General features: G+C 70.8%; 23 protein-coding genes. 5 read left to right on the top strand and 18 right to left on the bottom strand.

Annotated features, from left to right (window positions below):
- Positions 1–94 precede the first annotated feature (94 nt).
- Both AB0N66_RS02310 and AB0N66_RS02305 read right to left on the bottom strand, forming a co-directional pair.
- Entirely contained in the window at positions 95–1036 is a 942-nt protein-coding gene (locus tag AB0N66_RS02310) for a lysylphosphatidylglycerol synthase domain-containing protein (RefSeq protein ID WP_365427240.1), read from the bottom strand.
- Positions 1033–2457 carry a hypothetical protein gene (locus tag AB0N66_RS02305; protein WP_365427334.1) on the bottom strand — a complete coding sequence of 475 codons (1425 nt, stop codon included), beginning with the start codon at positions 2455–2457 and terminating at the stop codon, positions 1033–1035. The genes AB0N66_RS02310 and AB0N66_RS02305 overlap by 4 nt, the downstream gene beginning before the upstream one ends.
- Before the next feature lie 302 nt (positions 2458–2759).
- Between AB0N66_RS02305 and AB0N66_RS02300 the strand changes: the two genes are divergently transcribed.
- Positions 2760–3143, top strand: coding sequence for a BlaI/MecI/CopY family transcriptional regulator (locus tag AB0N66_RS02300; protein WP_365427237.1), 384 nt, complete (start codon positions 2760–2762; stop codon positions 3141–3143).
- A gap of 337 nt (positions 3144–3480) precedes the next feature.
- The gene (locus tag AB0N66_RS02295) at positions 3481–4047 is read left to right on the top strand and encodes a M48 family metalloprotease (protein WP_365427331.1); all 567 of its coding nucleotides are present in this window, start codon (positions 3481–3483) and stop codon (positions 4045–4047) included.
- A 9-nt stretch (positions 4048–4056) separates the two neighbouring features.
- Here AB0N66_RS02295 and AB0N66_RS02290 read toward each other — a convergent pair whose 3' ends face one another.
- From AB0N66_RS02290 to AB0N66_RS02265, 6 genes are all read right to left on the bottom strand, one after another.
- On the bottom strand, positions 4057–5226 hold the full coding sequence (locus AB0N66_RS02290; RefSeq protein WP_365427235.1) for a HoxN/HupN/NixA family nickel/cobalt transporter: 1170 nt from the start codon (positions 5224–5226) through the stop codon (positions 4057–4059).
- 174 nt (positions 5227–5400) lie between these two features.
- Positions 5401–6141: a class I SAM-dependent methyltransferase gene (locus AB0N66_RS02285; RefSeq protein WP_365427232.1), complete on the bottom strand. Its 741-nt coding sequence runs from the start codon at positions 6139–6141 to the stop codon at positions 5401–5403.
- A gap of 74 nt (positions 6142–6215) precedes the next feature.
- Complete coding sequence (locus AB0N66_RS02280) at positions 6216–6725, bottom strand: O-acetyl-ADP-ribose deacetylase (protein ID WP_365427229.1); 510 nt, start codon at positions 6723–6725, stop codon at positions 6216–6218.
- Positions 6722–8131 carry an NAD(P)/FAD-dependent oxidoreductase gene (locus AB0N66_RS02275; protein ID WP_365427329.1) on the bottom strand — a complete coding sequence of 470 codons (1410 nt, stop codon included), beginning with the start codon at positions 8129–8131 and terminating at the stop codon, positions 6722–6724. Before AB0N66_RS02275 ends, AB0N66_RS02280 begins: the two co-directional genes overlap by 4 nt.
- Positions 8132–8358: 227 nt before the next feature.
- Entirely contained in the window at positions 8359–9204 is an 846-nt protein-coding gene (locus AB0N66_RS02270; protein WP_365427226.1) for an inositol monophosphatase family protein, read from the bottom strand.
- Positions 9205–9413: 209 nt separating this feature from the next.
- Complete coding sequence (locus tag AB0N66_RS02265; protein WP_365427223.1) at positions 9414–11234, bottom strand: gamma-glutamyltransferase; 1821 nt, start codon at positions 11232–11234, stop codon at positions 9414–9416.
- Between the two features lie 191 nt (positions 11235–11425).
- On the opposite strand from AB0N66_RS02265, the gene AB0N66_RS02260 reads away from it, so the two are divergent.
- Positions 11426–12490, top strand: coding sequence for a biotin/lipoate A/B protein ligase family protein (locus AB0N66_RS02260; RefSeq protein ID WP_365427326.1), 1065 nt, complete (start codon positions 11426–11428; stop codon positions 12488–12490).
- Between the two features lie 25 nt (positions 12491–12515).
- Here the strand turns inward: AB0N66_RS02260 and AB0N66_RS02255 are convergent, their stop codons facing one another.
- Positions 12516–13148 (bottom strand): DUF4232 domain-containing protein, encoded by a 633-nt coding sequence (locus AB0N66_RS02255; RefSeq protein WP_365427221.1) that lies wholly within the window; start codon positions 13146–13148, stop codon positions 12516–12518.
- Between the two features lie 309 nt (positions 13149–13457).
- Between AB0N66_RS02255 and AB0N66_RS02250 the strand changes: the two genes are divergently transcribed.
- On the top strand, positions 13458–14126 hold the full coding sequence (locus tag AB0N66_RS02250; RefSeq protein WP_365427218.1) for a hypothetical protein: 669 nt from the start codon (positions 13458–13460) through the stop codon (positions 14124–14126).
- 131 nt (positions 14127–14257) lie between these two features.
- On the opposite strand, the gene AB0N66_RS02245 is transcribed toward AB0N66_RS02250, so the two are convergent.
- From AB0N66_RS02245 to AB0N66_RS02205, 9 genes are all read right to left on the bottom strand, one after another.
- Positions 14258–15787, bottom strand: coding sequence for an NCS1 family nucleobase:cation symporter-1 (locus tag AB0N66_RS02245; RefSeq protein ID WP_365427216.1), 1530 nt, complete (start codon positions 15785–15787; stop codon positions 14258–14260).
- A 132-nt stretch (positions 15788–15919) separates the two neighbouring features.
- Positions 15920–16942, bottom strand: a complete 1023-nt coding sequence (locus tag AB0N66_RS02240) for a TIGR03842 family LLM class F420-dependent oxidoreductase (protein WP_365427213.1) — start codon at positions 16940–16942, stop codon at positions 15920–15922.
- An 18-nt stretch (positions 16943–16960) separates the two neighbouring features.
- On the bottom strand, positions 16961–18361 hold the full coding sequence (gene hydA / locus AB0N66_RS02235) for a dihydropyrimidinase (protein ID WP_365427210.1): 1401 nt from the start codon (positions 18359–18361) through the stop codon (positions 16961–16963).
- Positions 18362–18533: 172 nt separating this feature from the next.
- The gene (locus AB0N66_RS02230; protein ID WP_365427208.1) at positions 18534–19376 is read right to left on the bottom strand and encodes a nitrilase-related carbon-nitrogen hydrolase; all 843 of its coding nucleotides are present in this window, start codon (positions 19374–19376) and stop codon (positions 18534–18536) included.
- Positions 19377–19701: 325 nt separating this feature from the next.
- The gene (locus tag AB0N66_RS02225) at positions 19702–21258 is read right to left on the bottom strand and encodes a PucR family transcriptional regulator (RefSeq protein ID WP_365427205.1); all 1557 of its coding nucleotides are present in this window, start codon (positions 21256–21258) and stop codon (positions 19702–19704) included.
- Positions 21259–21280: 22 nt separating this feature from the next.
- On the bottom strand, positions 21281–22567 hold the full coding sequence (locus AB0N66_RS02220; RefSeq protein ID WP_365427202.1) for an aspartate aminotransferase family protein: 1287 nt from the start codon (positions 22565–22567) through the stop codon (positions 21281–21283).
- A complete protein-coding gene (locus AB0N66_RS02215; RefSeq protein ID WP_365427199.1) occupies positions 22564–23406 on the bottom strand; it encodes a nitrilase-related carbon-nitrogen hydrolase in 843 nt (280 codons plus the stop codon). Before AB0N66_RS02215 ends, AB0N66_RS02220 begins: the two co-directional genes overlap by 4 nt.
- Positions 23407–23580: 174 nt before the next feature.
- Positions 23581–25533: a hypothetical protein gene (locus AB0N66_RS02210; RefSeq protein ID WP_365427196.1), complete on the bottom strand. Its 1953-nt coding sequence runs from the start codon at positions 25531–25533 to the stop codon at positions 23581–23583.
- A gap of 175 nt (positions 25534–25708) precedes the next feature.
- Positions 25709–25960 carry a helix-turn-helix transcriptional regulator gene (locus AB0N66_RS02205; protein ID WP_365427193.1) on the bottom strand — a complete coding sequence of 84 codons (252 nt, stop codon included), beginning with the start codon at positions 25958–25960 and terminating at the stop codon, positions 25709–25711.
- Positions 25961–25992: 32 nt separating this feature from the next.
- Here AB0N66_RS02205 and map point away from each other — a divergent pair, with 32 nt between their 5' ends.
- Positions 25993–26760: a type I methionyl aminopeptidase gene (map, locus tag AB0N66_RS02200; protein ID WP_365427190.1), complete on the top strand. Its 768-nt coding sequence runs from the start codon at positions 25993–25995 to the stop codon at positions 26758–26760.
- Positions 26761–26846 lie beyond the last annotated feature (86 nt).

The raw sequence follows: 26846 nt of genomic DNA, 5'->3' as shown, positions 1-26846 counted from the left end.
CCACACAACCCCCCCACGCCCCCGCCTAAAACGCCCCCCCCCCCCCCGGGCCCACCCGGCAAAACCCACGACAGGACCTAGGCCGAACGGCAGTTCACACCACCCGGCGTCGTACCAGCACCCCAAGCGTCAGCAGCCCCGGCAGCAGCGGCAGCCACACGGTCAGGAGCCGGTAGCCGAGGACGACGGATGCCGCCGCGCCTGCCGGTGCTCCGGCGAGGCTGAGGGCCAGGGCGAGGGCGGCGTCCAGGGAGCCTAGGCCGCCAGGGGTGGGAAGCAGGACGGCGGCGCTGCTCGCGGCGAGGTAGGCGAGGGCGACCTGGGCCGGGGGCAGCGGCAGATCGAGGGCCTGGGTCACCGCGATCACCACTGCCGCGTGCAGCGAGGCGAAGGCGAGCGACCCGCCCCACAACGCGGCTGCCCGCGCGGGGAGTTCGTGCACGGCGCGGACATCCGCCAGTACGGCCCGCAGGGCTCGCCGCAGCGGTCCCTTCAGGAGCAGCGCGGCGATGCCGACCACGGCGACCGCCGCCACCATCGCCGTCGCGGGGACATGCGGAGGGTGGAGGACGCCGGGACAGGCCAGTGCGAGTACGGCGATGAGGAAGCCTCGTACCACGGTCCCCGCGGTGGCCTTCACCGCGAGCGCGGTCGCCGACCGGGCGACCGGCAGCCCGCACCGGGTCAGGAAGCGCAGGTTGACCGCGCCCGCCCCCAGACCCGCGGGCAGCACATGGTTGGCCGCGGACGCCGCGAACTGCACCGCCACCAGTCGCCGGGTCGGCAACGGCCGGGCCACCGCGCCCTGTTGGGCGAGCGCCGAGCAAGCCCAGGTCGCCACGGTGGCAGCGGTCGCCACGAGCAGCCAGCCTCGGTCGGCGACGGCGAGCCGCGCGGCCCCTGCCTCGATCACCGGCCAGTGACGCCGCGCGAGATACACCGCGCACACCATCACGAGGAGCGAGACCCCGGCCTGCCAGGACACCCGCCTGTGGACGGCGGCTGAAGTCGGAGGGGCAGCAGGCGGAGCGGTCATGTCGCCGGGCCTCCCGCGACGTAGACACGCAGATCACCAGTGACGTGCGATGCCCAGGTCCGGGCGTACTCGGGTGGTTGTCCTCCGAGGGTGGTGAGTACGGCGACGGGCTCGCGCCGCACGGACCGCACGATGTCCGCCCGCGTGGTGTTGGCGTTGGGTCCGCTCGTCGCGACGGAGGAACAGCCGGCGTAGAAGGCGATCGGGACGGCCTGGTACCCGGTCAGGCGGCAGGGCGGCCGTACGCCGAGACGGTGCAGTTCCGTGGCGGTACGGGCCCAGCCCTGATGGGCGGCGGTGGTGCGGTGCACAGTCCTCTCCAGCACCACGTACTGCACCGCCAGATGACCCGCGAGGCCGAGCGTCACCAGGGTCACAGCCACTGGCCGCCATGCCCGGCTCGGGGCGGTGACCAAGTGGACGAGGGCGGCGGCGACCGGGATCGCGAGGAGCGCGTAGGCGGGCAGCAGAAAGCGTGGAGCGGCGTACCCGATCATGAACAGGTACGGAAAGGCGGCCGTCGCGGCGCAGGCCAGGAGCAGCAGCGTGCTCGCGGGGCGCCGGGCCCTGACCGCGAGCGCGAGGCCGAGAGCGGCGAGCAGCGGCAGGGCGAACCACCACACGGTCACGGCGGCGTTCGGCATCGGCCCGGTGCATGGGCGGCACAGGGTGCGCCCGCCCAGGCTGCGCAGCTGGTCACCGACGGCGAGTTTCCAGCCCAGGCCGCCCTGGATCCGCGATCCGTCGGAAAGCCGCTGCACCAGGCCGCCGTAGCCGACGTACGCCTCGACGACCCACTCAGCCGCCCCTGCCACCAGGCCCGCGACGAGCGCCACGAGCAGCCGCCGGAGACGCAGGCGGCGAACACCCACGACGAGGACGAGCATCGGGAGGGTCACCCAGACCGCGTCGGTGGGGCGCATCCACGCCATCAGCGCCGTGCTCAGGCCCACTCCCCACAGCGCCGACCGGTCGAAGCGGTCGGCCTGGGCGCGCAGGAAGCAGCCGGCGCAGGCCAGGGCGCCGATCGCGACCCAGTAGTTGGGCATGGCCTGCGGTCCGTAGAACACCGTCACCCAGAGCGTCGCGAACAGGGCTCCCGCGAGGGCCAGTACGCGCATGGGGAAGAGCCCCCGCCAGACGCGCAGCGCCAGGAACAGGCCGAGTCCGGAGAGCAGCGCCAGCCAGACGCGCAGTAGCTCCGTGGATGACGACCAGGAGGTGACCGCCGCCACGAGCAGGGAGACGCCGCGGGCCCGCGGCGCGCTGAAGAACGCGGCGGGCGCGTGCGCGCTGACTTGACTGACGTACACCGTCTCGTCCCAGCCGAGGCCCATCCCGGGGCGTACGAGGAGCAGTTGGGTCACGGTGAAGGCGCCCGCCACCAGTGAGAGCCACCATTCGGAGGAGCGTCGTGCCATGCGGGCAGCCTGGGGCGGGTCGTGGCCCGCGGCGCCGACGAGCGCCGCGCTCAACGTCTTGGCCATCCTCCACCCTTCATCCCTACAGACCGTAGGGTCCCTTCACCCTACAGTGCGTAGGGTGAAGGCGAAAACCAAGGCACCGCGATGAAAGCCCGGAAAACTGCAACACGGTTAAATTGCGGGAAACATGGATAAATTACCCCCTGCCGGCCGGGAGTGCAGGGCGGGTGCAGCATCCGGAGGCACCGCGGGACGCCGTCCCCGCTCTCCACTCCCCTACGCGCTGTAAGGTGGCCGGCATGGCTGGCACAGGCCCCCACGGCAGGGCGGAACGACGCGGCGCCGGCGAGCTGGAGAGCGAGGTCCTCGCCGCCCTCTGGGCCACCGACGATGCCCTGACGCCCGCCGAGATCCAGGCCGAGATCAGCGGCGGCCTCGCCTACAACACCGTGCACACCATCCTCAAGCGCCTGCATGACAAGGGCCTGGTCCTGCGTGATGTGGACGGGCGGCGCGGGGCGTACCGGCCCGCCAAGAACGCCGCGGAGCTGACCGCCGAGGCCATGCACGAGGCGCTCGACCGCGGGCCCGATTCCATCGCGGTGCTCCAGCAGTTCGTGACCGGGCTGAGTCCCAAGGAGGAAGAGGCTCTGCGCGAGCTCCTCGGAGGGAGCGGGTCATGAGGTTCGTCGGGCAGAGCGGGTCATGAGGATCGACGTGTACGTCCCGCTGGTCCTGCCGCTACTGCTGGCGGTCCTCGCCCCACAGGTGGGGCGCGGGTGTCTCCGGCGTCCGCCGCCCGGGTGCTGACCATCGCCGCCGCGCCGACCGCGGCCGCCTCCACCTGGGCCTTGCGCCTGCTCGGCGCCACGCTGGTCAACCAGGCGCCGAGGGTGGCCGCGGAGGCCGACGGGGAGGGCCGGCCGCCGGCCGAGGCGGCCGCGCTCGCCGCGGGCGCGTTCCTCGGCGTGATCGCCTTCCGGCTCGTCCGCGCCGTGCGGGCACGCTACGCGACACGTCCTGAACCGTCACCACCAAGGCCACCCTCCCGACAGCGAGCTCGTCGTCGCCGCGTCCTCGACTCCGCAGGCCTTCGCCATCCCGGGCAGGCCGGGCCGGATACTGGTCACGTCAGCGATGCTCGGCGCGCTGGAACCAGCGGAGCGCCGTGTCCTGCCGGCCCACGAGCGTGCCCATCTCGCCCGCCGCCACTCGGCTCCGTCGACCGCCGTCGCTCTGGCCGCCGCGGCCGACCCGCTCCTCACGCCGGTGCGCAGCACGGTCACGTTCCTGCTGGAGCGCTGGGCGGACGAGGAGGGGGCGGGTGCCGTCGGCGACCGCCGCACCACCGTACGGGCGCCGGCCCGCGCCGCCCTGGTCGCCCAGCGCGCCCAGCCGGGTTGCGCCCCGCACTTCTCCGAGCACGCCGTCACCCGCCGGATCGCCGCCCTACAGACCGCGCCGCGTCCCGACCTGTGGCCCATCGGCGCGGCCGTCCTCGCCCTGGGCGCCCCGCCGGCCCTCGGCGCGGCCGACGCCACCGGGGATCTGCTGCGACTGCCGGCCCGCACGCTGCCCAAGTGGTAGACGGACGCGTCAGTCTGCGGTCTGGTGCGCGGCGTGGCGCTGGTCGCCGGATTGTCCGGCTGGGCCGGACAACTCGGCCGTCCCGGGGCGGTGAAGCTCGTCCACCTCGGGGAGGCGCAGGCCCGCCGTCCACTTCTCCTCGATCCGGCCCGCCTTCCACACCACCAGGGCGATGACCCAGGTGGCGAAGAACAGGCCGACGATGACGAAGCCGATGACGTTCAGGTCGAGGGCGCCGACCCAGTCCCAGAAGGCTCCGTGCAGGTTCAGCTGCTCCGCGAGCAGGCCGAGGAGTTCGACCGTACCGATGATCAGGGCGACCGCGACGGACAGTCCGGTGATGGTGAGGTTGTAGTAGACCTTGCGCACCGGCTTTGAGAAGGCCCACCCGTACGCGAAGTTCATGAACGAACCGTCGATCGTGTCGAGCAGGCACATGCCCGCCGCGAACAGGACGGGCAGGCACAGGATCGCGTACCAGGGCAGTCCGGACGCCGCGCCCGATCCCGCGAGGACCAGCAGGGCGACCTCGGTGGCCGTGTCGAAGCCGAGGCCGAAGAGCAGGCCCAGCGGATACATCTGCCAGGGCTTGGTGACCGACTTCATGACCCGGCCGAGCAGGCGGTTCATGAAGCCACGGTTGTTGAGCTGCTCCTCCAGGGCCGCCTCGTCGAAGTGGCCGGAACGCATCTGCCGGAAGACCTTCCAGATCCCGGCGAGGATGACGAGGTTGATGGCGGCGATGACGTACAGGAAGGTCCCGGAGACCGTCGTGCCGATCAGCCCGGTGACGTCGTGCAGGCTCGAGTCGTCGTCGCGCACCGGCCCGGCCAGCGTCCGAACGCCCAGCGAGAGCAGGAAGGCCAGCCCGAAGACGATGCTGGAGTGGCCGAGCGAGAACCAGAAGCCGACCGACAGCGGCCGCTGCCCCTCACTCATCAGCTTTCGGGTGGTGTTGTCGATGGCCGCGATGTGATCGGCGTCGAAGGCGTGCCGCATGCCCAGCGTGTACGCGGTCACGCCGATCCCGATGCCGAACGATTTCGTGCCGATGCTGTAGTGCTCCGGCGCGACGACGGCGACGAGCGTGAACCAGCCGATCACATGCAGCGCGAGAATGAAGGCGCCCATCCCACCGAGCCGACCCCACTCCTGCCGCGTGAGCGACGTACGACGCATGGTGGGGACCTTCTTTCGGGGTGGGCGGTGCGTCTCCCACCCTCATGCTCGGCTTTCTCACCTGCAATCTATTCGCAGTAAAGCTTGGACCAGCACTTGTCCAGCTCCGAGCGGTCGCCTGAGGGGCCACTCGGACGACCGCTCGGACAGTTATACGAACAACCGTGCGAGTGACTACGCAGCGGGTTTCTCCCAGATCGAGACATGTCGGCCGCTCTCACTGGTGAACGGTTCCCGGGTCCATCCGTCCCACCGCTCACACAGGCTCAGCCCGGCGAGCTGAGCCATCAGGTCGAGCTCCGCCGGCCATACGTAGCGGAAAGGGATCGAGTGGTACTCGCCGCGCCCGTCGACGACCTCGATGTAGTTCGAGCTCATTTCCTGAGTGGCGACGTCGTAGGCGTCGAACGCCCATCGCGTCGGGCTGACGTGGAACGGCACGACGGTCTGCCCCGCCGGGAGTTTCCGCAGGTCGGGGATCATGACCTCGATGACGAATCGGCCACCGGGTTCGAGGTGGGCCGCGACGTTACGGAAGCAGGCCACCTGCTCCGCCTGTGTCGTCAGGTTCATGATCGTGTTGAAGACGAGATAGGCGACGGAGAACGTCCCGTCCACCTTCGTCGTCGCGAAGTCGCCGATCGTCACGCCGATCGCGTCGCCGTCCGGCTTGGCGCGCAGCCGGTCGACCATCGCCCGCGACAGGTCGATGCCGTGGACCGGGACTCCCCTGCGTGCCAGTGGCAGCGCGATACGCCCTGTCCCGATGCCCAGTTCCAGGGCCCGGCCATCGTCGGCGAGCCCCGCCAGAACGTCGACCGCCGCCTCCACGACGCCCGTCTCGAACTCGCTCGCCTCCGACTCGTCGTAGGTCGCCGCGACACTCTCTCCGAAGTACCCATCCGCATCAGTCACCGCTGGACGGTACTTCGGAAGGCGTCTTCAACGCCCGGCAATTTCCGCGGGCCGACGCCTCCCGGCAGGTGCGGTCAGCGGACCTGCTCCGCGAACGCCTCGTACGCCCGCTCGTCGAAGAGGACGAACCTGACCTCTTCGACCGCCGTCTCCATGTCCCCGACCGTCTCCACCGCGACGCGGGCGGCGTCCTCCATCGGCCATCTGAAGACACCGGTCGAGATGGCCGGAAACGCGACGGTCCGCGCGCTCAGCTTGTCTGCCACCCGGAGGGACTCTCGGTAGCAGGAAGCGAGGAGCGAGGGGTCGCTGCCGGGTCCTTGCCACACCGGACCGACAGTGTGGATCACCCAGCGCGCGTCCAGCTCGCCGGCCGTGGTGGCGACCGCTCGTCCCGTGGCCAGGCCCTTGCCGTAGTGGGAGGCGCGGAGCTTGCGGCACTCAGCGAGGATGGCGGGACCGCCCCGGCGGTGGATGGCGCCGTCGACGCCGCCCCCGCCGAGCAGCGAGGAGTTCGCCGCGTTGACGATGGCATCGACGCTCTGCCGGGTGATGTCGCCCTGTACCAGCGTGATCGTGGTCATGCCTGCCTCAGCCTCCTCCATACCGCCTTCGCCGCATTGTGCCCCGACATGCCGTGGACACCGGGGCCCGGCGGGGTGGCCGAGGAGCAGATGAAGACGGCCGGGTGCGGGGTGCTGTACGGGAAGAGGGAGAGCTTGGGGCGCAGGAGGAGCTGGAGCCCGGAGGCGGCGCCGGAGGCGATGTCACCGCCCACGTAATTGGCGTTGCGGGCGGCGAGTTCGGGTGGGCCCGCCGTCGCGCGGGCAAGGACGCGATCGCGGAAGCCCGGCGCGAAGCGCTCCAGCTGGCGCTCGATCGCGTCCGTGAGGTCCCCGGTCCAGCCGTTCGGGACATGACCGTACGCCCAGAAGACCTGCTTGCCCTCGGGTGCCCGGGAGGGGTCGACGACACTGGGCTGCACGGTGATCAGGAACGGCGCGTCGGGCGCCCGGCCCTCGCGCGAGGCCGCCCGCAGGGCGGTGCCGATCTCCGCGCGGCTCGCCCCGACCTGCACGGTCCCGGCGGTGCGCGCCTCCTTCGCCGTCCATGGCACGGGGCCGTCGAGCGCGTAGTCGATCTTGAAGACGCCCGCTCCGTACCGATACCGCTCGTAGTAGCGGCCGAAGCCGGCGATCCGGGACAGCGCGGTGGGCGAGGTGTCGAAGACGTAGGCGCGCGCGGGCGGCAGGTCGTCGAGGCGCTTGACCTCGTAGTCGGTGTGGACGCTGCCGCCGAGGTCCTTGAGATACGCGGTGAGCGCGTCGGAGATGGACTGGGAGCCGCCACGGGCCACGGGCCAGCCACGGGCGTGCGCGGCGAGCGCGAAGACCAGGCCCACGGCACCGGTCGCCATCCCGTCGAGCGGGGCGATGACATGGGCGACGAGCCCGGCGAACAGCGCCTTGGCCCGCTCGTCGCGGAAACGGCGCATCAGCCAGGTCGAGGGCGGCAGTCCGGCGAGGCCGAAGCGGGCGAGGGTGACCGGGTCGCGGGGCAGCGCGGTCAGCGGCAGCGACATGAAGTCGTGGACCAGCGTGTCCCACTTGGGGAGGAAGGGGGTGACCAGGCGCCGGTACGCACCGGCGTCGCGCGGCCCGAACGAGGCGGCCGTCTCCGCCACCGACCGCGAGAGCACCGCCGCCGTGCCGTCCAGGAAGGGGTGCGCCATGGGAAGCTCCGCGTGCAGCCACTCCAGGCCGTACCGCTCCAGGGGCATCGCCCTGAACGCCGGGGAGTTGATGCCCAGCGGATGCGCCGCCGAACACGGGTCGTGCCGGAATCCGGGCAGCGTCAGCTCTTCGGTACGGGCTCCGCCGCCGACGGTGTCCCGCGCCTCGAACACGGCCACGGAGAAACCCCGGCGGGCCAGCTCCACGGCAGCCGTCAGTCCGTTCGGCCCCGCACCCACCACGACCACATCGAGCATCGACGGCACCTTCGGACTCCTTTGTCAGCCGATGGCAACTGGGATCAGGATATGCCGGAGGACTGACAGCGTTGACGGCGCGGGCGGTTGTGCGGACGCGCGGACGGCTACGCGGAGGGCGCTGGCGGTTGCTCGGACGACGCGGGCGGTTGCGCGAACGGCGCGGGCGACTGCTTGGACGACGCGGGCGACTGCTCAGACGGTCGGAAGGCAGCCTGCCCCGACTCTCAGGCTCCGGCCGCCAGCACCGCCACAACCCTGCGGGCCGTCGCCTCGTCCCGGGCCGACGTGAACGGCAGCGCGTTGCCCCCAGCGATACGGAACGGCTCGCCCCCGAGCGTCAGATGCGCGCCGCCCGCCTCCTCGACAAGCAGCAGGCCCGCCGCGTGGTCCCAGGCGGCCTCCCAGGAGAAGGCCGTGGCGTCCAACTCCCCGCGGGCCACGGCCAGATACTCCAGGCCCGCCGAGCCGCACGGGCGGGTGACGATGCCCTCGGTGTGCAGGGCGAGGAGGGCGCGCTTCTGCTCGTCCGTGGTGTAGTCCGGGTGCGAGGTGGCGATGTCGAGGTCGCGGCCCGGCACGGGCGAACCCGCTCGCAGGGGCGCACCGTCGAGGAAGGCGCCCCGGCCGCGTATCGCCGTGGCGAACTCGTCGCGCGCGGGAGCGAACGTCCAGGAGGCGTGCACGACGCCGTCCAGCGCGAGCGCGACCAGCATGCAGAAGCCGGGGTCACCGTGGACGAACTGCCGTGTCCCGTCGACCGGGTCGACGATCCAGACCGGCGCCGAGCCGCGTATCGCCTCGTAGGTCGCCGGGTCGGCGTGCACCGCCTCCTCGCCGACCACGACCGAGCCGGGCAGCAGCGCGGTGAGGGCCTCGGTGAGGTACGCCTCGGCCAGGCGGTCGGCGTCCGTCACCAGATCGTGCGGGCCGGTCTTCTGGTCGATCTCGTGCGCCGCGAGCTGCCGGAAGCGCGGCATGACCTCGGCGGCGGCCGCCTGCCGGACCGCTTCTTCGACGTCGGAGGTGCGGTGGGTGAGAAACTCGTCGATGGTTTCGATGTCTACGATCATGCCTCCATGACAGCACGCGCCTCTGACAATCCTCACCGGGCCGGTGCACACCGGGTGGAATGACCATGAATTCCCAGAGCGCACGGCGACGCAGAGTGCACGCGCATCCCGGGTACCGCGACCGTCCGGCACCCCTGATGACACTGAGTACGTGATGACGCGGGCGTACGTCATGACGCGGGCGTACGTCATGACGCCGCGTGCGCGGATCAGCGCCCCACCGCATACCCCTGCATCCCCCGCGGGTTCGCCGCCGCCGACAGCACACCCGTCTCCGGATCCCGCGCGACCGCGCACAGCCGGCCCTCGGACCAGGCGTCACCGACCTGGACGTCATGGCCGCGGCGGCGCAGCTCCTCGACGACCGCGGCGTCCATGCGGGACTCGACGGTGACGCTGCCGGGACGCATGCCGCGCGGGAAGAAGGAGCCGGGGAAGCTGTCGTTGTGCCAGTTCGGCTCGTCGATCGCGCCCTGGAGGTCGAGGCCCCCGCGCACCTCGGCGCGCAGCGCCACGGAGAGGAAGAAGTGTGTCTGCCACTGGTCCTGCTGGTCACCGCCCGGCGTGCCGAACGCCATGACAGGCACCCCGTCCCGCAGCGCGAGCGAGGGGGTCAGCGTGGTGCGAGGACGACGGCCCGGCGTCAGGGAGTTGGGCAGCCCTTCCTCCAGCCAGGCCATCTGGAGCCGGGTGCCGAGCGGGAAACCCAGTTCGGGCACGACCGGGTTGGACTGCAGCCAGCCGCCGCTGGGCGTGGCGGCGACCATGTTGCCCCAGCGGTCCACGACGTCGAGATGGCAGGTGTCGCCCCGGGTGCCACCGTCCGGCGCCACCCCGGGGTCCGCGGCAACCCGGGCCACCGTGGGTTCGCCGGCACCCGGCACCGCGAGCGCGTCGAAGCCAGGCTCCCCGGCGGCCACCACGCGCGCGTGCCCACTCATCCGCGGAACGCGCCCGCCGGGGCTGCCGGGGCACAGCTCGTACGACGCCTTGTCCCCGACGAGCGCGCGCCGGGCGGTGTTGTACGTCTCCGAGAGCAGCGCGTCGAGCGGCACCTCGGCCGCGTCCCCGTACCAGGCCTCCCGGTCGGCCATGGCGAGCTTGCAGCCCTCGATCAGCAGGTGGACGTACTCGGCGGAGCCGTAGCGCGGCAGTTCCGGCGGCAGCAGGGCCAACTGCTGGAGCAGGACCGGGCCCTGGCTCCAGGGGCCCGCCTTGCACAGGGTCCAGCCTCGCCAGTCGTACGTCGCCGGAGCCTCGTAACTCGCGGACCAGGAGGCCAGATCGGCGGCCGTCAGGGTGCCGGCGTGGCGCTCGCCGCTGGTGTCCATGGTGGCCAACCGCGCCTGTCGTACGAGCGCCTCGGCGATGAAGCCGGAGCGCCACACGATCCGCGCGGCCTCGATCTGCGCCACCCGGTCGGCCTCCTCTGAGACCTCCGCGAGCAGCCGCCGCCAGGTGTCGGCAAGGGCGGGATTACGGAACAGCTCGCCCGGCCGCGGAGCCCTGCCGCCCGGCAGATACACCTCGGCCGAGGACGGCCACTCCGTCTCGAACAGCTCGCGCACGGTCTCCACCGTCTCGCCGACCCGCTCCACGGGCGCGTGCCCGTCCTGCGCGTACCCGATGGCGTACTTCAGGACGTCGGCGAGGGACTTCGTGCCGTGATCGCGCAGGAGCAGCATCCAGGCGTCGAAGGCGCCGGGCACGGCGGCGGCGAGCGGCCCGGTACCGGGTACGAGATCCAGACCGAGTCCCCTGTAGTGGGCGATCGTCGCTCCGGCGGGCGCGACGCCCTGCCCGCACAGCACCCGCACCTCGCCGCCCGCGGGGGCGAGGATGATCGGGACCTCACCCGCGGGTCCGTTGAGGTGCGGCTCGACGACGTGCAGGACGAAACCGGCGGCGACCGCGGCGTCGCAGGCGTTGCCGCCGTCCTCCAGTACGGCCATCGCCGACTGCGAGGCGAGCCAGTGCGTCGAGGACACCATGCCGAATGTGCCTTGGAGCGTCGGTCGGGTCGTGAACATGCAGTGCCACCTCGCCGTGTGGAGTTACCCGGAGACGTGCGGAGCGATCAAGCTCGCGCTCGACTATGGCACTTGCGGCGCCCAGGAGGACAGGGCAGGCGGACACCGCAGGCACCCCGCCCGGAATGACCGGAATCAATCGTCCGAGGTCGGCGTTGGTCCTCGTGAAACGGATGACGGAGGCGGATTCGGTGCACGGTGAGTACAAGGTCCCCGGCGGCAAGCTCGTCGTGGTGGACCTGGACGTCGAGGGCGGAGTCCTGCGGCACGCGCGGGTGGCGGGCGATTTCTTCCTCGAGCCGGACGAGGCGCTGGACGCCGTCAACGACGCGCTGAACGGCGCTCCCGCGGACACCGGCGCGGCAGGACTGGCCGCCCGTGTCGACGCCGCGCTGCCCGAGGGCACGGTGATGTACGGCCTGACCTCGGAGGGCATCGCCATCGCCGTCCGCAGGGCGCTCGCGCACGCCACCGACTGGACCGACTACGACTGGCAGCTGATCCACGAGGCGCCCCAGTCCCCCGCGCTGCACATGGCCCTGGACGAGGTCCTGACCGCCGAGGTCGCCGCGGGCAACCGCCCGCCGACGCTGCGCGTGTGGGAATGGGCCGCGCCATCCGTGATCATCGGCAGCTTCCAGTCACTGCGCAACGAGGTCGACCCGGCGGGCGCCGAGCGGCACGGCATCGAGGTCGTGCGGCGGATCTCCGGCGGCGGCGCGATGTTCGTGGAACCGGGCAACACCATCACGTACTCGCTCTCCGTGCCCGAGGCCCTCGTCCAGGGGCTGTCGTTCCAGGACAGCTACGCGTACCTCGACGACTGGGTGCTCGGCGCGCTCGGTGACATGGGGATCAAGGCGTGGCACCAGCCGCTGAACGACATCGCCACGGAGGCCGGGAAGATCGCGGGTGCCGCGCAGAAGCGGATGGTCGGCCCGGGTGGCGGACCCGGTGCCGTGCTCCACCACGTGACCATGGCGTACGACATCGACGCCGACAAAATGCTCGAAGTACTGCGCATCGGCCGGGAGAAGCTCTCCGACAAGGGCACAAGGAGCGCGAAGAAGCGGGTGGATCCGCTGCGCCGGCAGACCGGCCTGGCGCGCGAGGCGGTCATCGAGCGGATGATCGACTCGTTCCGCGGCCGGTACGGGCTGGCAGACGGCAAGGTGACACCGGAGGAACTGGCGCGCGCGGAGGAGCTGGCGCGGACAAAGTTCGGGTCGCCGGAGTGGACGAGCCGGGTGCCGTAGGCGGGGACCGCGTACGGCATCGCCTTCAGGAAGCCGACTTCGGGGCAGGGGTCCACGGATGCGTCCCGAGTAGGTTCTCCGGGCCGATGTCCAGGGGCCATTCAGGGCGTACGTTCACTGTGCCCCGCTCCTTGTCCGGCGCGACGCGGAGGTATGTACCGTCCTCGGCAGCCATCCGCCACACGAGCCCCGCCTCCGCGGTCTCGCCCGGCTCGAGTGTGAAGGGCTCGGGGCCGGTGTCGTCCGACGCCATGGGCACGCCCTGCGTCCCTTCGATCGTGCGCACGCCCGGAATCGGGTCACCCGCCTCGTCGAGGACGCTGACGGAGGGGTAGCCGTTCAGCTCGTACGGCTGCTCACCGCAGTTGGTCACGGAGAGCGTCATGGCTCGCAGCCCCATGGCCCCGTCGATGGGACCGGCCGCGAAGCGCAGACCGGACGACGGACAGCCACTCACCGGCTGGACCGATACCGACGGCACTGACGAGGGCGTGGCGGACACGGGCGGCGGCACAGCCCGGGTCCGCGACGGCGCAGGCGTGCGTTCGGAGTTGAACTCGCGGTCCAGCTCGGCGGAGAGCCCGCACCCGCTCGCGGTCAGCGCCAACACGCAGCCGAGGACGACACCACGGGTCGGCTTCAGGCGTATCGCGATCACGCGCCGATGATGACACGCGGCCTCGACGAGAGCCGCGACAAAGGGCGAGCTGCGCACGACCTCCGGTAACCCCAGCGGCAGTCTCCGTAGCCCCAACCGCAGTTCGGCGCACGCAGGGAAGCCGGACTCCGCATGCCCCCCTTCGTCATCGACACCGATGGCAAGCTCCACAGCCCGTCAACAGTGAGTCACTGTCACCGCACAGACACAGAGCGAGTTCGCACTTTCCCCCCACAGGGACTCGTGTGACACTGGCGTCCCGTCCGCAGTGCGGACCATCTCCGCACCGTCCCCCACGAGAAGTGCGCCGTGAGTTCTCTTCCTTTGCCGCTCGCTCTCGCCGCGCGTCTGCTGCCGGTCGCCCTGCTCGCCTCGGCGGGCTGGGCGTTGACGTCCGGTCCGCTCGCCGCGACCCCGACCGCCGCTGCGGACAAATCGCCGCAGAAGCCCACGAATTCGGCGTCCGCGCCGTCGTCGTCCGCGGCCACCAAGACGTATGCCTCATCCCCGGCACCCTGCACCAGCGTGACCGAAAAGACGATCAAGGCGCTGGTCCCGGGCGCCAAGACGGCCGGTCAGGAGATCGCTTCGACGGACAAGTCGGTCCGCCGCACCTGCTCCTGGAACGCGCTGAAGGGTTTCGACTACCGCTGGCTCGACGTCTCGTACGAGATCAAGGAGACGGACGCGGCGGCACAGACGTCCTACAAGGAGCGCGTCGCGGACAAGAGCGGCGGCGGAGCGGTCCCCGGCGTCGGCGACACGGCCTATTCCGTCGTGAACCTCACCTCCGAGGACAAGCAGGACACACGCGAGGGAGTGGTGATCGTCCGTGCGTCCAACGCGGTGGTCGTCATCACGTACAACGGCAGCGACTTCGAGACGAAGAAGTCGCCCAGCGCGGACGTGATCAACAAGGGCGCCATCAGTGCCGCCAAGGACGCGGTGGCCGCACTGGACAAGACACAGCAGAGCTGACCGTCACAACGCAGCAGAGCCGACCGTCACAACGCAGCGGAACTGACCGTCAAGGCACAGCGGAGCGGACCGTCAAAGCACAGCGGAGCCGACCGTCACCAATCGGTCAGCTCCGCCCAAGTGCCCCTGAATCAGACAGCCGTCTTCCCCCGCCCACGCGCCAGCATCAGCGCCAGGTACAGCACCATCGACGTGCCGAGCCCGACCGCCCAGCCGTAGTCGGCCAGCGACTCCAGCGCCGGAATGGGCCGTCCGTCGATCAGCGGATGGAAGTCGGCGCCGCCGATGGCCAGCACACCGCCGGTGACGAAGGCGACGACGGCCCGCCAGTTCCAGCCGCCGTCGTACCAGTAGCGGCCGTCCGCGCTGTACAGGTCGGCGAGGTCGAGCTTGGTCCGGCGCAGGATCCAGTAGTCGGCGATGAGGATGCCCGCGACCGTGCCGAGCAGCCCGCCGACCAGGCCGAGCCAGGTGAAGATGTAACCCTGCGGGTCGGAGTACAGCCTCCACGGGAAGATCAGTACGCCAAGGACACAGGTGACGAGCGCGCCGGCCCGGAAACTGATCTTCCGGGGCGCGATGTTGGAGAAGTCGAAGGCGGGCGAGACCAGGTTGGCGGCGACGTTCACCGACAGGGTCGCCACCAGCACGGTGACCAGCGCGAAGATGATGCCGAAGACGTTGTCCGTCTTGGCGGCCAGCTGGACCGGGTCCCAGATCGCCTCGCCGTACACCGCCTGGGAACCCGAGGTGACCATGACGGACAGGAAGGCGAACAGCGTCATGGTGGTGGGCAGTCCGAGCGCCTGGCCCCACGTCTGGGCCTTCTGGCTCCTGCCGTACCGGGTGAAGTCCGGGATGTTCAGCGACAGCGTGGACCAGAAGCCGATCATGCCCATGAGGGCGGGGGCGAAGAGTGTCCAGAAGTCGCGTCCCCAGCCGAGCTTGGACGGCTGGTCGAGCAGCGGGCCGAAGCCGCCCGCCTTGTCGCTCATCCACCACAGCATCACGCCGGCGCCGACGAGCACGAAAGGCGCCGCCCAGTTCTCGAAGCGGCGGATCGTCTCCATGCCCCGGTAGATGATGGCGACCTGGAGCACCCAGAAGATCGCGAAGGACAGCCACATGGTCCAGGCGTAGCCGCCGATATGGCCGGCACCGGCCCAGCTGTCGCCGAACAGCTTCCCGGCGAGGAAGAAGATCGCCTCGCCGCCGATCCAGGTCTGGATACCGAACCAGCCACAGGCCACCAACGCCCGTACGACAGCGGGCAGGTTGGCGCCGCGGACGCCGAAGGAGGCACGCGCGAAGACAGGGAACGGAATGCCGTACTTGGGTCCCGCGTGCCCGGTGAGCAGCATCGGGACAAGCACGATCAGGTTGGCCAACGCGATCGTGAAGACGGCCTGCTTCCAGTCCATACCGACGGCGATCAGACCGGAAGCCAGGGTCCAGGAAGCGGTGTTGTGGGCCATACCGACCCAGAGCGCCGAGAAGTTGTACGTGGTCCAGGTGCGCTTCTCGATCGGGACCGGCAGCAGGTCCTCGTTGGCATAGGGGCCGCTCGGCACGGGCGTGCCGGGGGCTATCTCCACCCGGCCGTCCGGGAGCGTGACTTGAGCGGCGGGCGGCGAACTGTCGGTGGGGACGGTCTCGGTCATGGGCAGGCCAATCAAGTGAGGAGTGGCGGGAAAGGCCGTGCGGGGCGATTTCGGGGGCGCGGGGAGCGCCCTGATCCCCTTCCCGGGACGGCGGGAAGGGGAGAACGGTAGGGGGCCTCAAGTGCCCCTGCACTACTGACCGTTGATGGCCGGGATGACCTTCGTCCCGTACGCGTCGATGGTGGCCTCCTGCGCGTCGTGCATGTCGTACACCGCGAACTGGTCCACGCCCAGGGCGCGCAGCGCGTTCAGCTTCTCGATGTGCTGCTCGGGCGTGCCGATCAGACAGAACCGGTCGACGATCTCGTCGGGCACGAACTTGGTGTCGGGATTGTCGCTGCGGCCGTGGTGGGAGTAGTCGTAGCCCTCACGGGCCTTGATGTAGTCGGTGAGTTCGTCGGGTACGGCGGCGGAGTGCTCCCCGTACTTGGAGACGAGGTCGGCGACATGGTTGCCGACCATGCCGCCGAACCAGCGGCACTGTTCGCGGGCGTGGGCGAGCGCCTCGGGTGAGTCGTCCGCGGTGATGTACGCGGGCGCCGCCACACAGATCTTGACGTCGGACGGGTCACGCCCGACCGCCACAGCCGCGTCCTTCACGGTCTTGACCATGTACTCGGTGAGATACAGATCGGCGAGCTGAAGGATGAATCCGTCGGCCTCCTCGCCGGTCATCTTCAGGGCCTTGGGCCCGTACGCGGCCATCCAGACCGGGAGTTCGGCGCCGGGCCTGACCCAGGGGAACTTGATGACGGTGCCGCCGAGGTCGGCCTCCTCGCCGCGCCCGAGGGCACGGATGACCTTCATGGCACCGCTGATACGGGCCAGCGTGTTGGGCTTGCGTCCGGCGACGCGCATCGCCGAGTCGCCGCGTCCGATGCCGCACACCGTGCGGTTGCCGTACATGTCGTTGAGCGTCGCGAAGGTGGAGGCGGTGACCTCCCAGGTGCGGGTGCCCGGGTTGGTGACCATCGGTCCGACCGTCAACTTCTCGGTGTTCGCGAGGATCTGACTGTAGATCACGAAGGGTTCCTGCCACAGCACGGCGGAGTCGAAGGTCCAGCCGTACGTGAAGCCGTTGCCCTCGGCCCGCTTCATCAGGTCGATGACGCGGGAGGCAGGGGGGTCTGTCTGCAGGACGAGTCCGAAGTCCATGGCGCCACTCCTGGTCGCTCAGAGAAGGTACTGACAGGTGGAGCGGGGGGTGTAGACGCCGTGACCCGCGCGTCCGGTGAACTCCCGCTCGGTGATGACGAGTTCGCCGCGCGAGAGCACCGTCTCGACCCGGCCCGTGACGCGCTTGCCCTCGTATGCCGAGTAGTCGACGTTCATGTGGTGGGTCTCGACCGACATGACCTGCTCGGCGTGCGGGTCGTAGATGACGATGTCGGCGTCGGCGCCCGGCGCGATGGTGCCCTTCTTCGGGTACAGGCCGAACATCCGGGCAGGGGTCGCGCAGGCGATCTCGATCCAGCGGCGACGCGAGATGTGCCCGTCGACGACGGCCTGGTGGAGCAGGTCCATACGGTTCTCGACGCCCGGGAGCCCGTTGGGGATCTTCGAGAAGTCACCGCGTCCGAGTTCCTTCTGACCCACGAAGCAGAAGGGGCAGTGGTCGGTGGAGACGACCTGGAGGTCGTTCGTACGCAGTCCGCGCCACAGGGCGGCCTGGTGCTCCTTGGGCCGAAGCGGCGTACTGCACACATACTTCGAGCCCTCGAAGTCGGGCTCGGCCAGGTTGTCCGTCGACAGGAACAAGTACTGCGGGCAGGTCTCGCCGAAGACGTTCAGGCCTTCGTCGCGCGCCCGTGCCAGCTCGGCGAGGGCCTGCTGCGCCGAGACGTGCACGACGTACAGGGGCGCTCCGGCGACCTGCGCGAGCTTGATGGCACGGTGGGTGGCCTCGGCCTCCAGGAGGGCCTTGCGGACCTCGCCGTGGAAGCGAGGGTCGGTCTCCCCCCGCGCCAGGGCCTGTTCCACCAGCACATCGATCGCGATGCCGTTCTCCGCGTGCATCATGATCAGGCCGCCGTTCTCGGCGGAGCGCTGCATGGCGCGCAGGATCTGGCCGTCGTCGCTGTAGAAGACGCCGGGGTAGGCCATGAACTGCTTGAAGGAGGTGACGCCCTCCTCCACCAGCAGGTCCATCTCCTTGAGCGTCTCCTGGTTGACGTCGGAGACGATCATGTGGAAGCCGTAGTCGATGGCGCACTTGCCGTCGGCCTTGGCGTTCCAGGCGTCGAGGCCCTCGCGCAGGGAGTGGCCCACGCTCTGCACCGCGAAGTCGATGATGGTGGTGGTGCCGCCCCAAGCGGCGGCCCGGGTGCCCGTCTCGAAGGTGTCGGAGGCGAAGGTGCCGCCGAAGGGCAGTTCCATGTGGGTGTGCGCGTCGACGCCGCCCGGGATGACGTACTTGCCGGTGGCGTCCATGGTCCGCTCGGCCGTCCACGCGTCGGCCGCCGGGGTGCCGGTGGCGGCGAGAGCGGCGATCCGGCCGTCCTCGATCAGGACGTCGGCATGGATCTCGTCGGACGCGGTGACGACGAGACCACCACGGATGACGGTACGGCTCATGCTCCCTCTCCTTCCGGTCGTACGTGCACTGGGGGAACACCGAAGCTGTCGAGAACCGAGATCAACGCTGCTCCCTGGTAAGGAAATTGGTCCCGCCGGGCCCGACCCCGGTACGGAAATTGGTCCCGCGGGCCCGACCCCCCGTGAGCATGGCCCGCGGAGTTCAAGGCGGCTACGGAGCCGTCAGCGGCCCGTACGCCCCCGGAGCACGGTCCCGGTAGAACTGCCACCGGTCGCGCACCTCGCGGAGCTTGGCCAGGTCCAGGTCCCGGACGACGAGCTCCGTCTCCTTGTCGCCGGCCACCTCGCCGACGAACTGGGCTTCCGGGTCCACGAAGTACGAGGTCCCGTAGAAGTCGTTGTCGCCGTACTCCTCGACGCCCACCCGGTTGATCGCGCCCACGAAGTACTCGTTGGCGACAGCCGCGGCCGGCTGCTCCAGCTGCCACAGGTAGCCGGACAGTCCGCGCGAGGTGGCCGACGGGTTGAACACGATCTCGGCGCCCGCGAGGCCCAGCGCACGCCAGCCCTCCGGGAAGTGCCGGTCGTAGCAGATGTAGACACCGATCTTCCCGACGGCGGTGTCGAAGACCGGCCAGCCGGAGTTGCCCGGCCGGAAGTAGAATTTCTCCCAGAATCCCTCCACTTGGGGGATGTGGGTCTTGCGGTACTTGCCCAGGTACGAACCGTCCGCGTCGATCACCGCCGCGGTGTTGTACAGGACGCCGGGCTGCTCCTCCTCGTACATCGGCAGGACGAGGACGATGCCCAGTTCCCTGGCCAGCGCCTGGAAGCGCTGCACGATCGGGCCTTCGGGGATCTGCTCGGCGTACTCGTAGAACGCCTTGTCCTGGACCTGGCAGAAGTACGGCCCGTAGAACAGCTCCTGGAAGCACAGGACCTGTGCGCCCTGCGCGGCCGCGTCGCGGGCCGCCTGCTCGTGGACCTGGATCATCGATTCCTTGTCGCCGGTCCACGCGGTCTGAAAGACGGCGGCTCGGATCACTCTGCTCATCGGGACCTCCGGTCGCTCGGTGTGCTGGGGCGAGCGTCGGAAGTGGCGTCGTCTGCCCGAAGGGCGGGCCCTGCGGCGTCCGGTGCGTGCTGTCGGCGTGCCGGGCGTAAGTCCTCGTACTGGATGTACTTGGGCTTGCGCCCGGTGCGGCGAGAGTGCGTGCCGGGCGTCGCAGGGCAGACGGCACTTCCGACGCCCGCCCCAGGAGCCTAGGAAGTCCTGGAGCCTGGATTGAGTTGCACCGTGTCACGTCTACGGACGCCGGGCGTTCCACCGTGTCACTCTCGCCCGCACGCACGCGTTTCCCGCTCATTTCCACGGCATTTCACCTCTGTTGGGCGTCGTGCGCGAGGAGCGCGATGTGTACGGAGGCGGCCTGCTCGAAGTCGTCGAGGTCGACGCCGAGACGGGCCTCTATGGCCTCAAGACGGCGATACAGCGCGGGCCTGCTGACATGGTGGAGCTGCGCGGTGCGCGACTTGTTGCGACCGGTCGCGAGATACGTCCGCAGCACCGGCAGCAGCTCCGAATCGGCGTCGGCGCCGCACAGCAGCCCGTCCAACTCCCGCTCGGCGAAGGCCTGCACGTGCGGATCGTCCCGCAACAGCCTTACCAGGCCGCGCAGATGGACGTCACGCAACCGCAGGAGCACCGGCTGTTCCTGGTCGGCGGGTGCGTCGGCGGCGGCCTCAGCGACGTGCAGGGCCTCGCGCAGGCCCGCGGGAACGTCGTCCCATGCCGTACGGGGGGACGCGGCGGCCACGATCGTACGGACACCGCTCTCGTGCCGCAGCCGTACGGCGAAGTGGGTGGCCAGCGCCTCCGCGTCCTGGTCCCGGGCGAGGCTGAGCAGCACGGCGGTGGCCCCGTCCGCGAGCTCGGCGACAAGCCCCGGAAGGCCCAACAACCGCAACACACGGTCGAGTTGAGCCGGTTCGCCGTCCCGTACCACCAGCGGCACGAACGCCCGCCGGTTGACGGGCAGCCCGGCCGCCCGCGCCCGCGGCAACAGCTGCCGGGCCGGTACGACACCGCTCACCAGGTCGGTCAGCAGGCTCTGCGCGGACTGTTCCTCCCAGGTGTGCACGGAGCCGCCGAGCATCCGGTGCAGGACGAGGGCCTCGGCGGCCCGGTCGGCGAGCAGCCGCCCGGTGGCGGCGTCACCGCGGTACCCGCACAGCACGATGCGGCCCCAGCGCTCCCCTCGCCCGCCCAACTCGGCCCTGATCCACCCGTCGCCCTCGCTGCCGCCCGCCTGCCGGGAGATGCGCTCCCAGTCACGCAGCACGTCGTCCACGGCGGACCGCTCCCCCGCCGTGGCGAGGACCCGGTGGGCGAGGTTGGTGACGACCACGGGACAGCCGGCGTGCCCGGCGATCTCGTCGAGCATCCGCTGGAGCGGCGCACCCGAGGTGATGAGCCCGGTCAGCGCCGTCCGTACGGCCTCGGAGAGACTCACGGCCGCGAACTTGCTTCTGACCAGCCGGGATTGAACCTCTTCCGTCAGCTCGGCGAAGGGAAAGGGCCGATGGAGCACCACCATCGGCAGCCCGCACCGCTCGGCCGCCCTGCGCATCACGTCCGGCGGCGTGGGGAAGGCCCGGCCGAGTCCGAGGACGACGGCCGCGGCCTCCGCGCGGTGCAGCGAACGGATGTACTCGGCCTGCGCCTCCACGTCACCGGCGAGCAGCACTCCGGTGGTGAGCACCATCTCGCCGCCCGTGAGCATCACACCGACGTCGGCGGCCTCGGCGACATGCACCCAGCGCACGGCCCGGTCGAGATGGCTCGCGCCGGCCACCACCTCGGGCTCTCCGGCGAGCACCCGATCCAGGTTGAGGACCTGGCGTACCGAAAGCGCGGGTTCCAAGGCGGTGGTCATGGCGGCGTTCCCTTGCTCAGTCCTACTGGGTGGTACACCTCAGCGCGCGCTCCAGGATCACCGCGCCCTCCTCCGCCTCCGCGACGGTGAGGGTCAGCGGCGGCGCGATCCGCAGCACGCTGGTGTTGTGGCCGCCGCCCTTGCCGATCAACAGGCCTTCGTCCCGGGCCGCTTCGAGCACGGCCGCGGCCCCTTCGGGATGAGCCTCGTCCGTGCCGGGCTTGACCAGTTCGATGCCGATCATCAACCCACGGCCCCGGACCTCCCGTACGCCGTCCACGTGCGCGGTGATCGCCCGCAGCCGCTCGATGAGCAGACCGCCGACGCGCCGGGCGTTGCCCTGGAGGTCGTGTTCGAGGAGGTAGGTGAGGTTCGCAAGGCCCGCCGCCATCGTGACCGGCGAGCCGCCGAAGGTCGAAATGGAGTTGGAGTCAAGGCAGTTCATGATCTCGGCGCGCGCCACGACACCGCCGACAGACATTCCGTTGCCGATGCCCTTGGCGAAGGTGAGCATGTCCGGCGGGCCCGCGTCAGCGTGCGCCTGCCAGCCCCAGAAGTGCTCGCCCGTCCGCCCCCAGCCGGTCTGCACCTCGTCGGAGATCCAGAGGATGCCGCGCTCGTGCAGAACCTCGCGGAAGGCCGCGAACAGACCGTCGGGCGGAGCCGTGAAACCGCCGACGCCCTGGATGGGCTCGGCGATCAGAGCCGCGGGCGGCCGCACATGACCGAGCAGATCCTCCAGGTCGGCGACGCAGGCCGCGATGAACTCGGCGTCGCTGAGATGGGCGTACGGGCCGCGGGTGCGCACGCCGCCATGGACGTACAGCGTCTGGAGCGGTGAGAGCGAGGTCGGCGACCAGCCCTTGTTGCCGGTGATGCCGACCGTGGTGAACGAGCGGCCGTGGTAGCTGTTGCGCATCGCCAGGATCTGGTTGCTCCGCCGGTAGGCGGTGGCGAGCAGCAGGGCGGTGTCGTTGGCCTCCGTGCCGGAGGTGGTGAAGAAGACGCGCGCGTCCGGGATGCCGGACAAGTGGGCGATCCGCTCGGCGAGTTCGACCATCGGCCGGTTGAGATAGAGGGTCGAGGAGTGGATGATCCGCCCGGCCTGCTCGCTCACCGCCTTCGTCACCTCGGGCAGCGCGTGCGCGGTCATGGTGGTGAGGATGCCGCCGAAGAAGTCGAGGTACTTGTTGCCCTTGGCGTCCCAGACGTGCCGACCCTCGCCGTGGGTGATCTCGATCGGGTCCTCGTAGTAGAGGGCGAGCCACTCGGGCAGGACGGCCTTGTGGCGTGCGTACAGATCGGTCACGGCTGCACCAGCCCCTCGTAGGCGTCGGGACGCCGGTCGCGGTAGAACGCCCACTGCTGGCGCACTTCGTCGATCAGGTCGAAGTCGAGATCGCGGACGATGAGTTCCTCGGCCTTGTCGCTCGCCGTCTCGCCGACGAACTGCCCGCGCGGGTCGACGAAGTACGAGGTCCCGTAGAAGTCGTTGTCCCCGTACTCCTCTTCGCCGACCCGGTTGATCGCGGCGATGAAGTACTCGTTGGCGACGGCCGCGGCGGGCTGCTCCAGCTGCCAGAGGTGGGAGGAGAGGCCGCGGGAGGTCGCCGACGGGTTGTAGACGAGCTGGGCGCCGTTGAGACCGAGCTGACGCCAGCCCTCGGGGAAGTGGCGGTCGTAGCAGATGTAGACGCCGACGCGGCCCACCGCGGTGTCGAAGACGGGCCAGCCCAGGTTCCCCGGTTTGAAGTAGTACTTCTCCCAGAAGCCCTTGACCTGGGGGATGTGGTGCTTGCGGTACTTGCCGAGGTAGCTGCCGTCGGCGTCGATCACCGCCGCGGTGTTGAAGTAGAAGCCGGACTGCTCGACCTCGAAGACGGGCACGACGATGACCATGCCGGTCTCGCGGGCGAGCTCCTGCATACGTGTGACGGTGGGCCCGTCGGGCACGGGCTCGGCCCAGCTGTAGTGCTCGGGCTCCTGGACCTGGCAGAAGTAGGGCGCGTTGAAGACTTCCTGGAAGCCGATGATCTTGGCGCCCTGCCGGGCCGCCTCGCGGGCGTGCTCCTCGTGCTTGGCGACCATGGATGCGGTGTCGCCGGTCCAGGTGGCCTGGACGAGAGCGGCGCGTACGACGTTGGCCATGAGCTGCTCCTTCGACAGGGACGTCAGAGAGCTTCTACGCCCGTAGACAAAGGCGGTAGAGGCTCGAAAGTAAGCCCACTGAACAGCCTTGCCAAGACCATCGTCGTTAACCCGCTGAGTCGATCACGTTTCGCACCTCTTGTGGGTGAGCGCGCGGGCCCCGTGCCGGCCCGGTCAGGCGGTGAACCCGGCGACCCTGAGGGCGTGGACGAGATCTCGGTGGCGCTCCTCGGAAACACCCTTGGCGGCCTCCAGAAGGAGCGGCACCAGCCGCTGCGGGTCCGCTTCCGCGCTGCGGGCCGTCTCCTCCGGGGTGCGCATCCGTACGTACGCGCCGAGCAGCGCGCGGACCTCCCGGTGGCGCCCCTCCTCCGCGAGGCCCAGGACGGCGGCCCCGATCTCCGGCGCGGGGCGGGCGACACCCTGGCGCAGCAATTGCTGCCCGTCGGCCGTGCGGCCCGCCGCGACGAGCGCGTCCGCGGCGGCGACCAGCCGGTCGGCGGGCAGCGAGGCGGCCTCCCACAGCAGGGTGGCCCAGTCGGCGTCGAGGCCCGCGCGGTGCAGTTCGGCGGCGAGCAGCGGGAAGCGGGCCGCCGGCCAGTAGGCGGCCTCCACGAGCAGGGCGTGCGCCTCACCGCTGCGGCCCTCGTTCCGCAACCGGACCAGCGCCCCCACGGTCGCGACGGTGTCCCGCCGGGCGTCGTCGTCCAGCGGGACCCGCCGCGGCTGTGCCACTTCCGCTTCCGCGGCGGCTCCTGCGAAACGGGCACCACGGGGGGTACGGCCGCCTTTAGCGGCCGGAGCGGGCGCGGTGGACGCCACCGACTCGGGGGCGCCCGAGGGAGCCGTCTGCGCCTCCGCCTCCATCATTCCGGCGAATCGGGCGCTGCCCCGGCTGCGACGCTTCGAGCGTTGCTTGGTGGTGGGGGGCGTGCGGTCCTCGGCGGGGGGCTGGGGGCTGTCGGGCTGCGCGGAGGGCGCGTGGGGGCCGTCGGACTGCGCTGCGGGCGTACGAGCACTCTCGGGCCGCACGGAGGGGGCGTGCACGCCGTCGTGTCGCGCCGCGGCGGCTCGGGAGCTGTCATCGCGGTGGTCGGTGGAGGCGTACGCGCCTCCACGCTGGGCGTACGCGCCGGAGCCGTCGGCGTCGGCGGCGTACGCGCCGTCGCGCTGGGCGTACGCGCCGGAGCCGTCGGCGTCGGCGGCGTACGCGCCGTCGCGCTGGGCGTACGCGCCGGAGCCGGAGCCGTCAGCGGCGAACGAACCTTCACGCTGGGCGTACGGGGTGTGCTCGGAGGCGTACTCATCCGGATACGCATCGGCAGAATTGTTCGAGGTGGGGCGCGCGGCAGAGGCGTATGTGTTGTCGGGGGAGGGCGCCCCCGGGACCGCCCCGTCGTCCGGCATACCGGGATCCGCGGACGGCGCTCGCGGCGCCGTCTGCTCCGGGATCCCCGCGCGGCGGCGAGCCGCGCGGCCCGGCCCCAGCCCCCCGCGGCCGGCCTCGGACGGCCGGTCCTCGCCCCCTTGCCGGGCAACGGCCCCACCGGACGGCTCCGCCCCACCCTCGGGCTCCCACAGCCCCAGGTTCGGTGCGCTCCGGGAACGAGGGCTCAGGGCGCTCTCGTCGAGGTTCTCCACGCGACGGCGGATCTCCGCGCAGCGGGCGGTGGCCCGTTCGTGGTCGTCCTGGGCCCAGGCGAGGTCGAGGCGGATCGAGTCGGCCTCCTCCTGGGAGGCGGCCGAACGGAGCAGTCGGGCCAGCTCCGCCTGGCGCTCGGCGGCGTAGCGCTGTTCGCGGAGAACGACGTCGAGACGGTCCCCGAGGGCGTCGCGGCCGCCGGGCCGGGCGTCGTAGGCGGCGAGTGAGGCACCGTGCAGGGCGCGGGCGCGCTCGCTCTCCCGGGCGGCGGCGCGGTCGCCGTACTCAGCCGCGACGTCCTGGAGGAGCGCCTCCACAACGTCCCAGGGCGGCACTTCCCACCCGCCCAGGCAGGCGCGCATACCGTCGGGGTCACGCTGCCAGAACACCCCGCACCAGCCGCCGCCCTGGTCGAGCCGTTCCATCAGCGTGTTCAGAAACCTCGCGAACTCCCCCACCTGAACCGGGAGTTGTTCCACAGCCATCACACAACTCCCGCCAGAATGGAGTGCTCTGATCCGGTAGAAAACACCCTCCGTGTTACGGAACAGCTACGAGTAGTTTGCGGACCGGACGCAGAGTTCTGTGACCCTACTGGCAGTTGACGTGATCCCGCAGGGGGTTGGGGTGTCCCAGGCGCCCCGAAAGCGGCCGCCCCTGTCACACCCTGGCCGGCACACACTCGCCCGCGAGGTCGTCCATGGACAGCCCGAGCGCCCGAGCGAGCGCCGCCACGGTGAAGAAGGCGGGGGTGGGCGCCCGCCCGGTCTCGATCTTGCGCAGGGTCTCGGCGGAGATCCCGGCGTGCGCGGCGACCTGAGCCATGCTCCGGCCGGCGCGGGCCTCACGCAGCAGTCGCCCGAGCCGCTCGCCGCGTTCATGCTCTTCGGGAGTCAAGGGGTTACGGACCATGCCCGCATTCTAATACCGGTATAGTAATTGGCATGGTGGAACTGAAGACGGACACATCGATCGACGAGATGTACGAGGCGGGGCAGGTCGTGGGCCGGGCCCTCACGGCGGTGCGGGAGGCCGCGGACGTGGGCGTCTCACTCCTGGAACTGGACGAGATCGCGCACCAGGTCCTGCGCGACGCGGGCGCGAGCTCCCCCTTCCTCGGCTACCGCCCCTCCTTCGCACCCACCCCGTTCCCCGCGGTCATCTGCGCGTCCGTGAACGACGCGATCGTGCACGGCATCCCGACCGGCTACCGGCTGCACGACGGCGACCTGGTCTCCATCGACTTCGGCGCCGAACTGGGCGGCTGGGTGGGCGACTCGGCGATCAGCTTCACCGTCGGGACGCCGCGCGCCGCCGACGTACGCCTCATCAAGGCCGCCGAGCGCGCCCTCGCGGCGGGCATCGCGGCGGCCGTGGTCGGCAACCGCATCGGGGACATCGCACACGCCATCGGCACGGTGTGCCGCACCGCGGGGTACGGCATCCCGGAGGGCTTCGGCGGCCACGGCGTGGGCCGTCACATGCACGAGGACCCGTCCGTCCCGAACGAGGGCCGCCCCGGCCGTGGTCTCCCGCTCCGCCACGGCATGGTCATCGCCATCGAGCCCATGCTCATCGGCGGCGGCACCGACGGCTTCCACGCGGCCCCCGACGGCTGGACCCTCCGCACGAACGACCACTCCCGCGCGGCCCACGCGGAGCACACCGTGGCGATCACGGACGCGGGCCCCCGCATCCTGACGGCGCGCTGACGCCCGTACCCCTGCACAACCCGTGCGCATCCGGCGAGGCGGGCGTACCGGCCGCCCGCCTCACCGCCTCGGCCCCGCTACGACAC

Source organism: Streptomyces sp. NPDC093544 (assembly GCF_040683495.1).
Lineage (GTDB): Bacteria > Actinomycetota > Actinomycetes > Streptomycetales > Streptomycetaceae > Streptomyces.
Note: the sequence above shows the minus strand (reverse complement) of the source record. Positions and strands in the feature narration are given on the sequence as shown.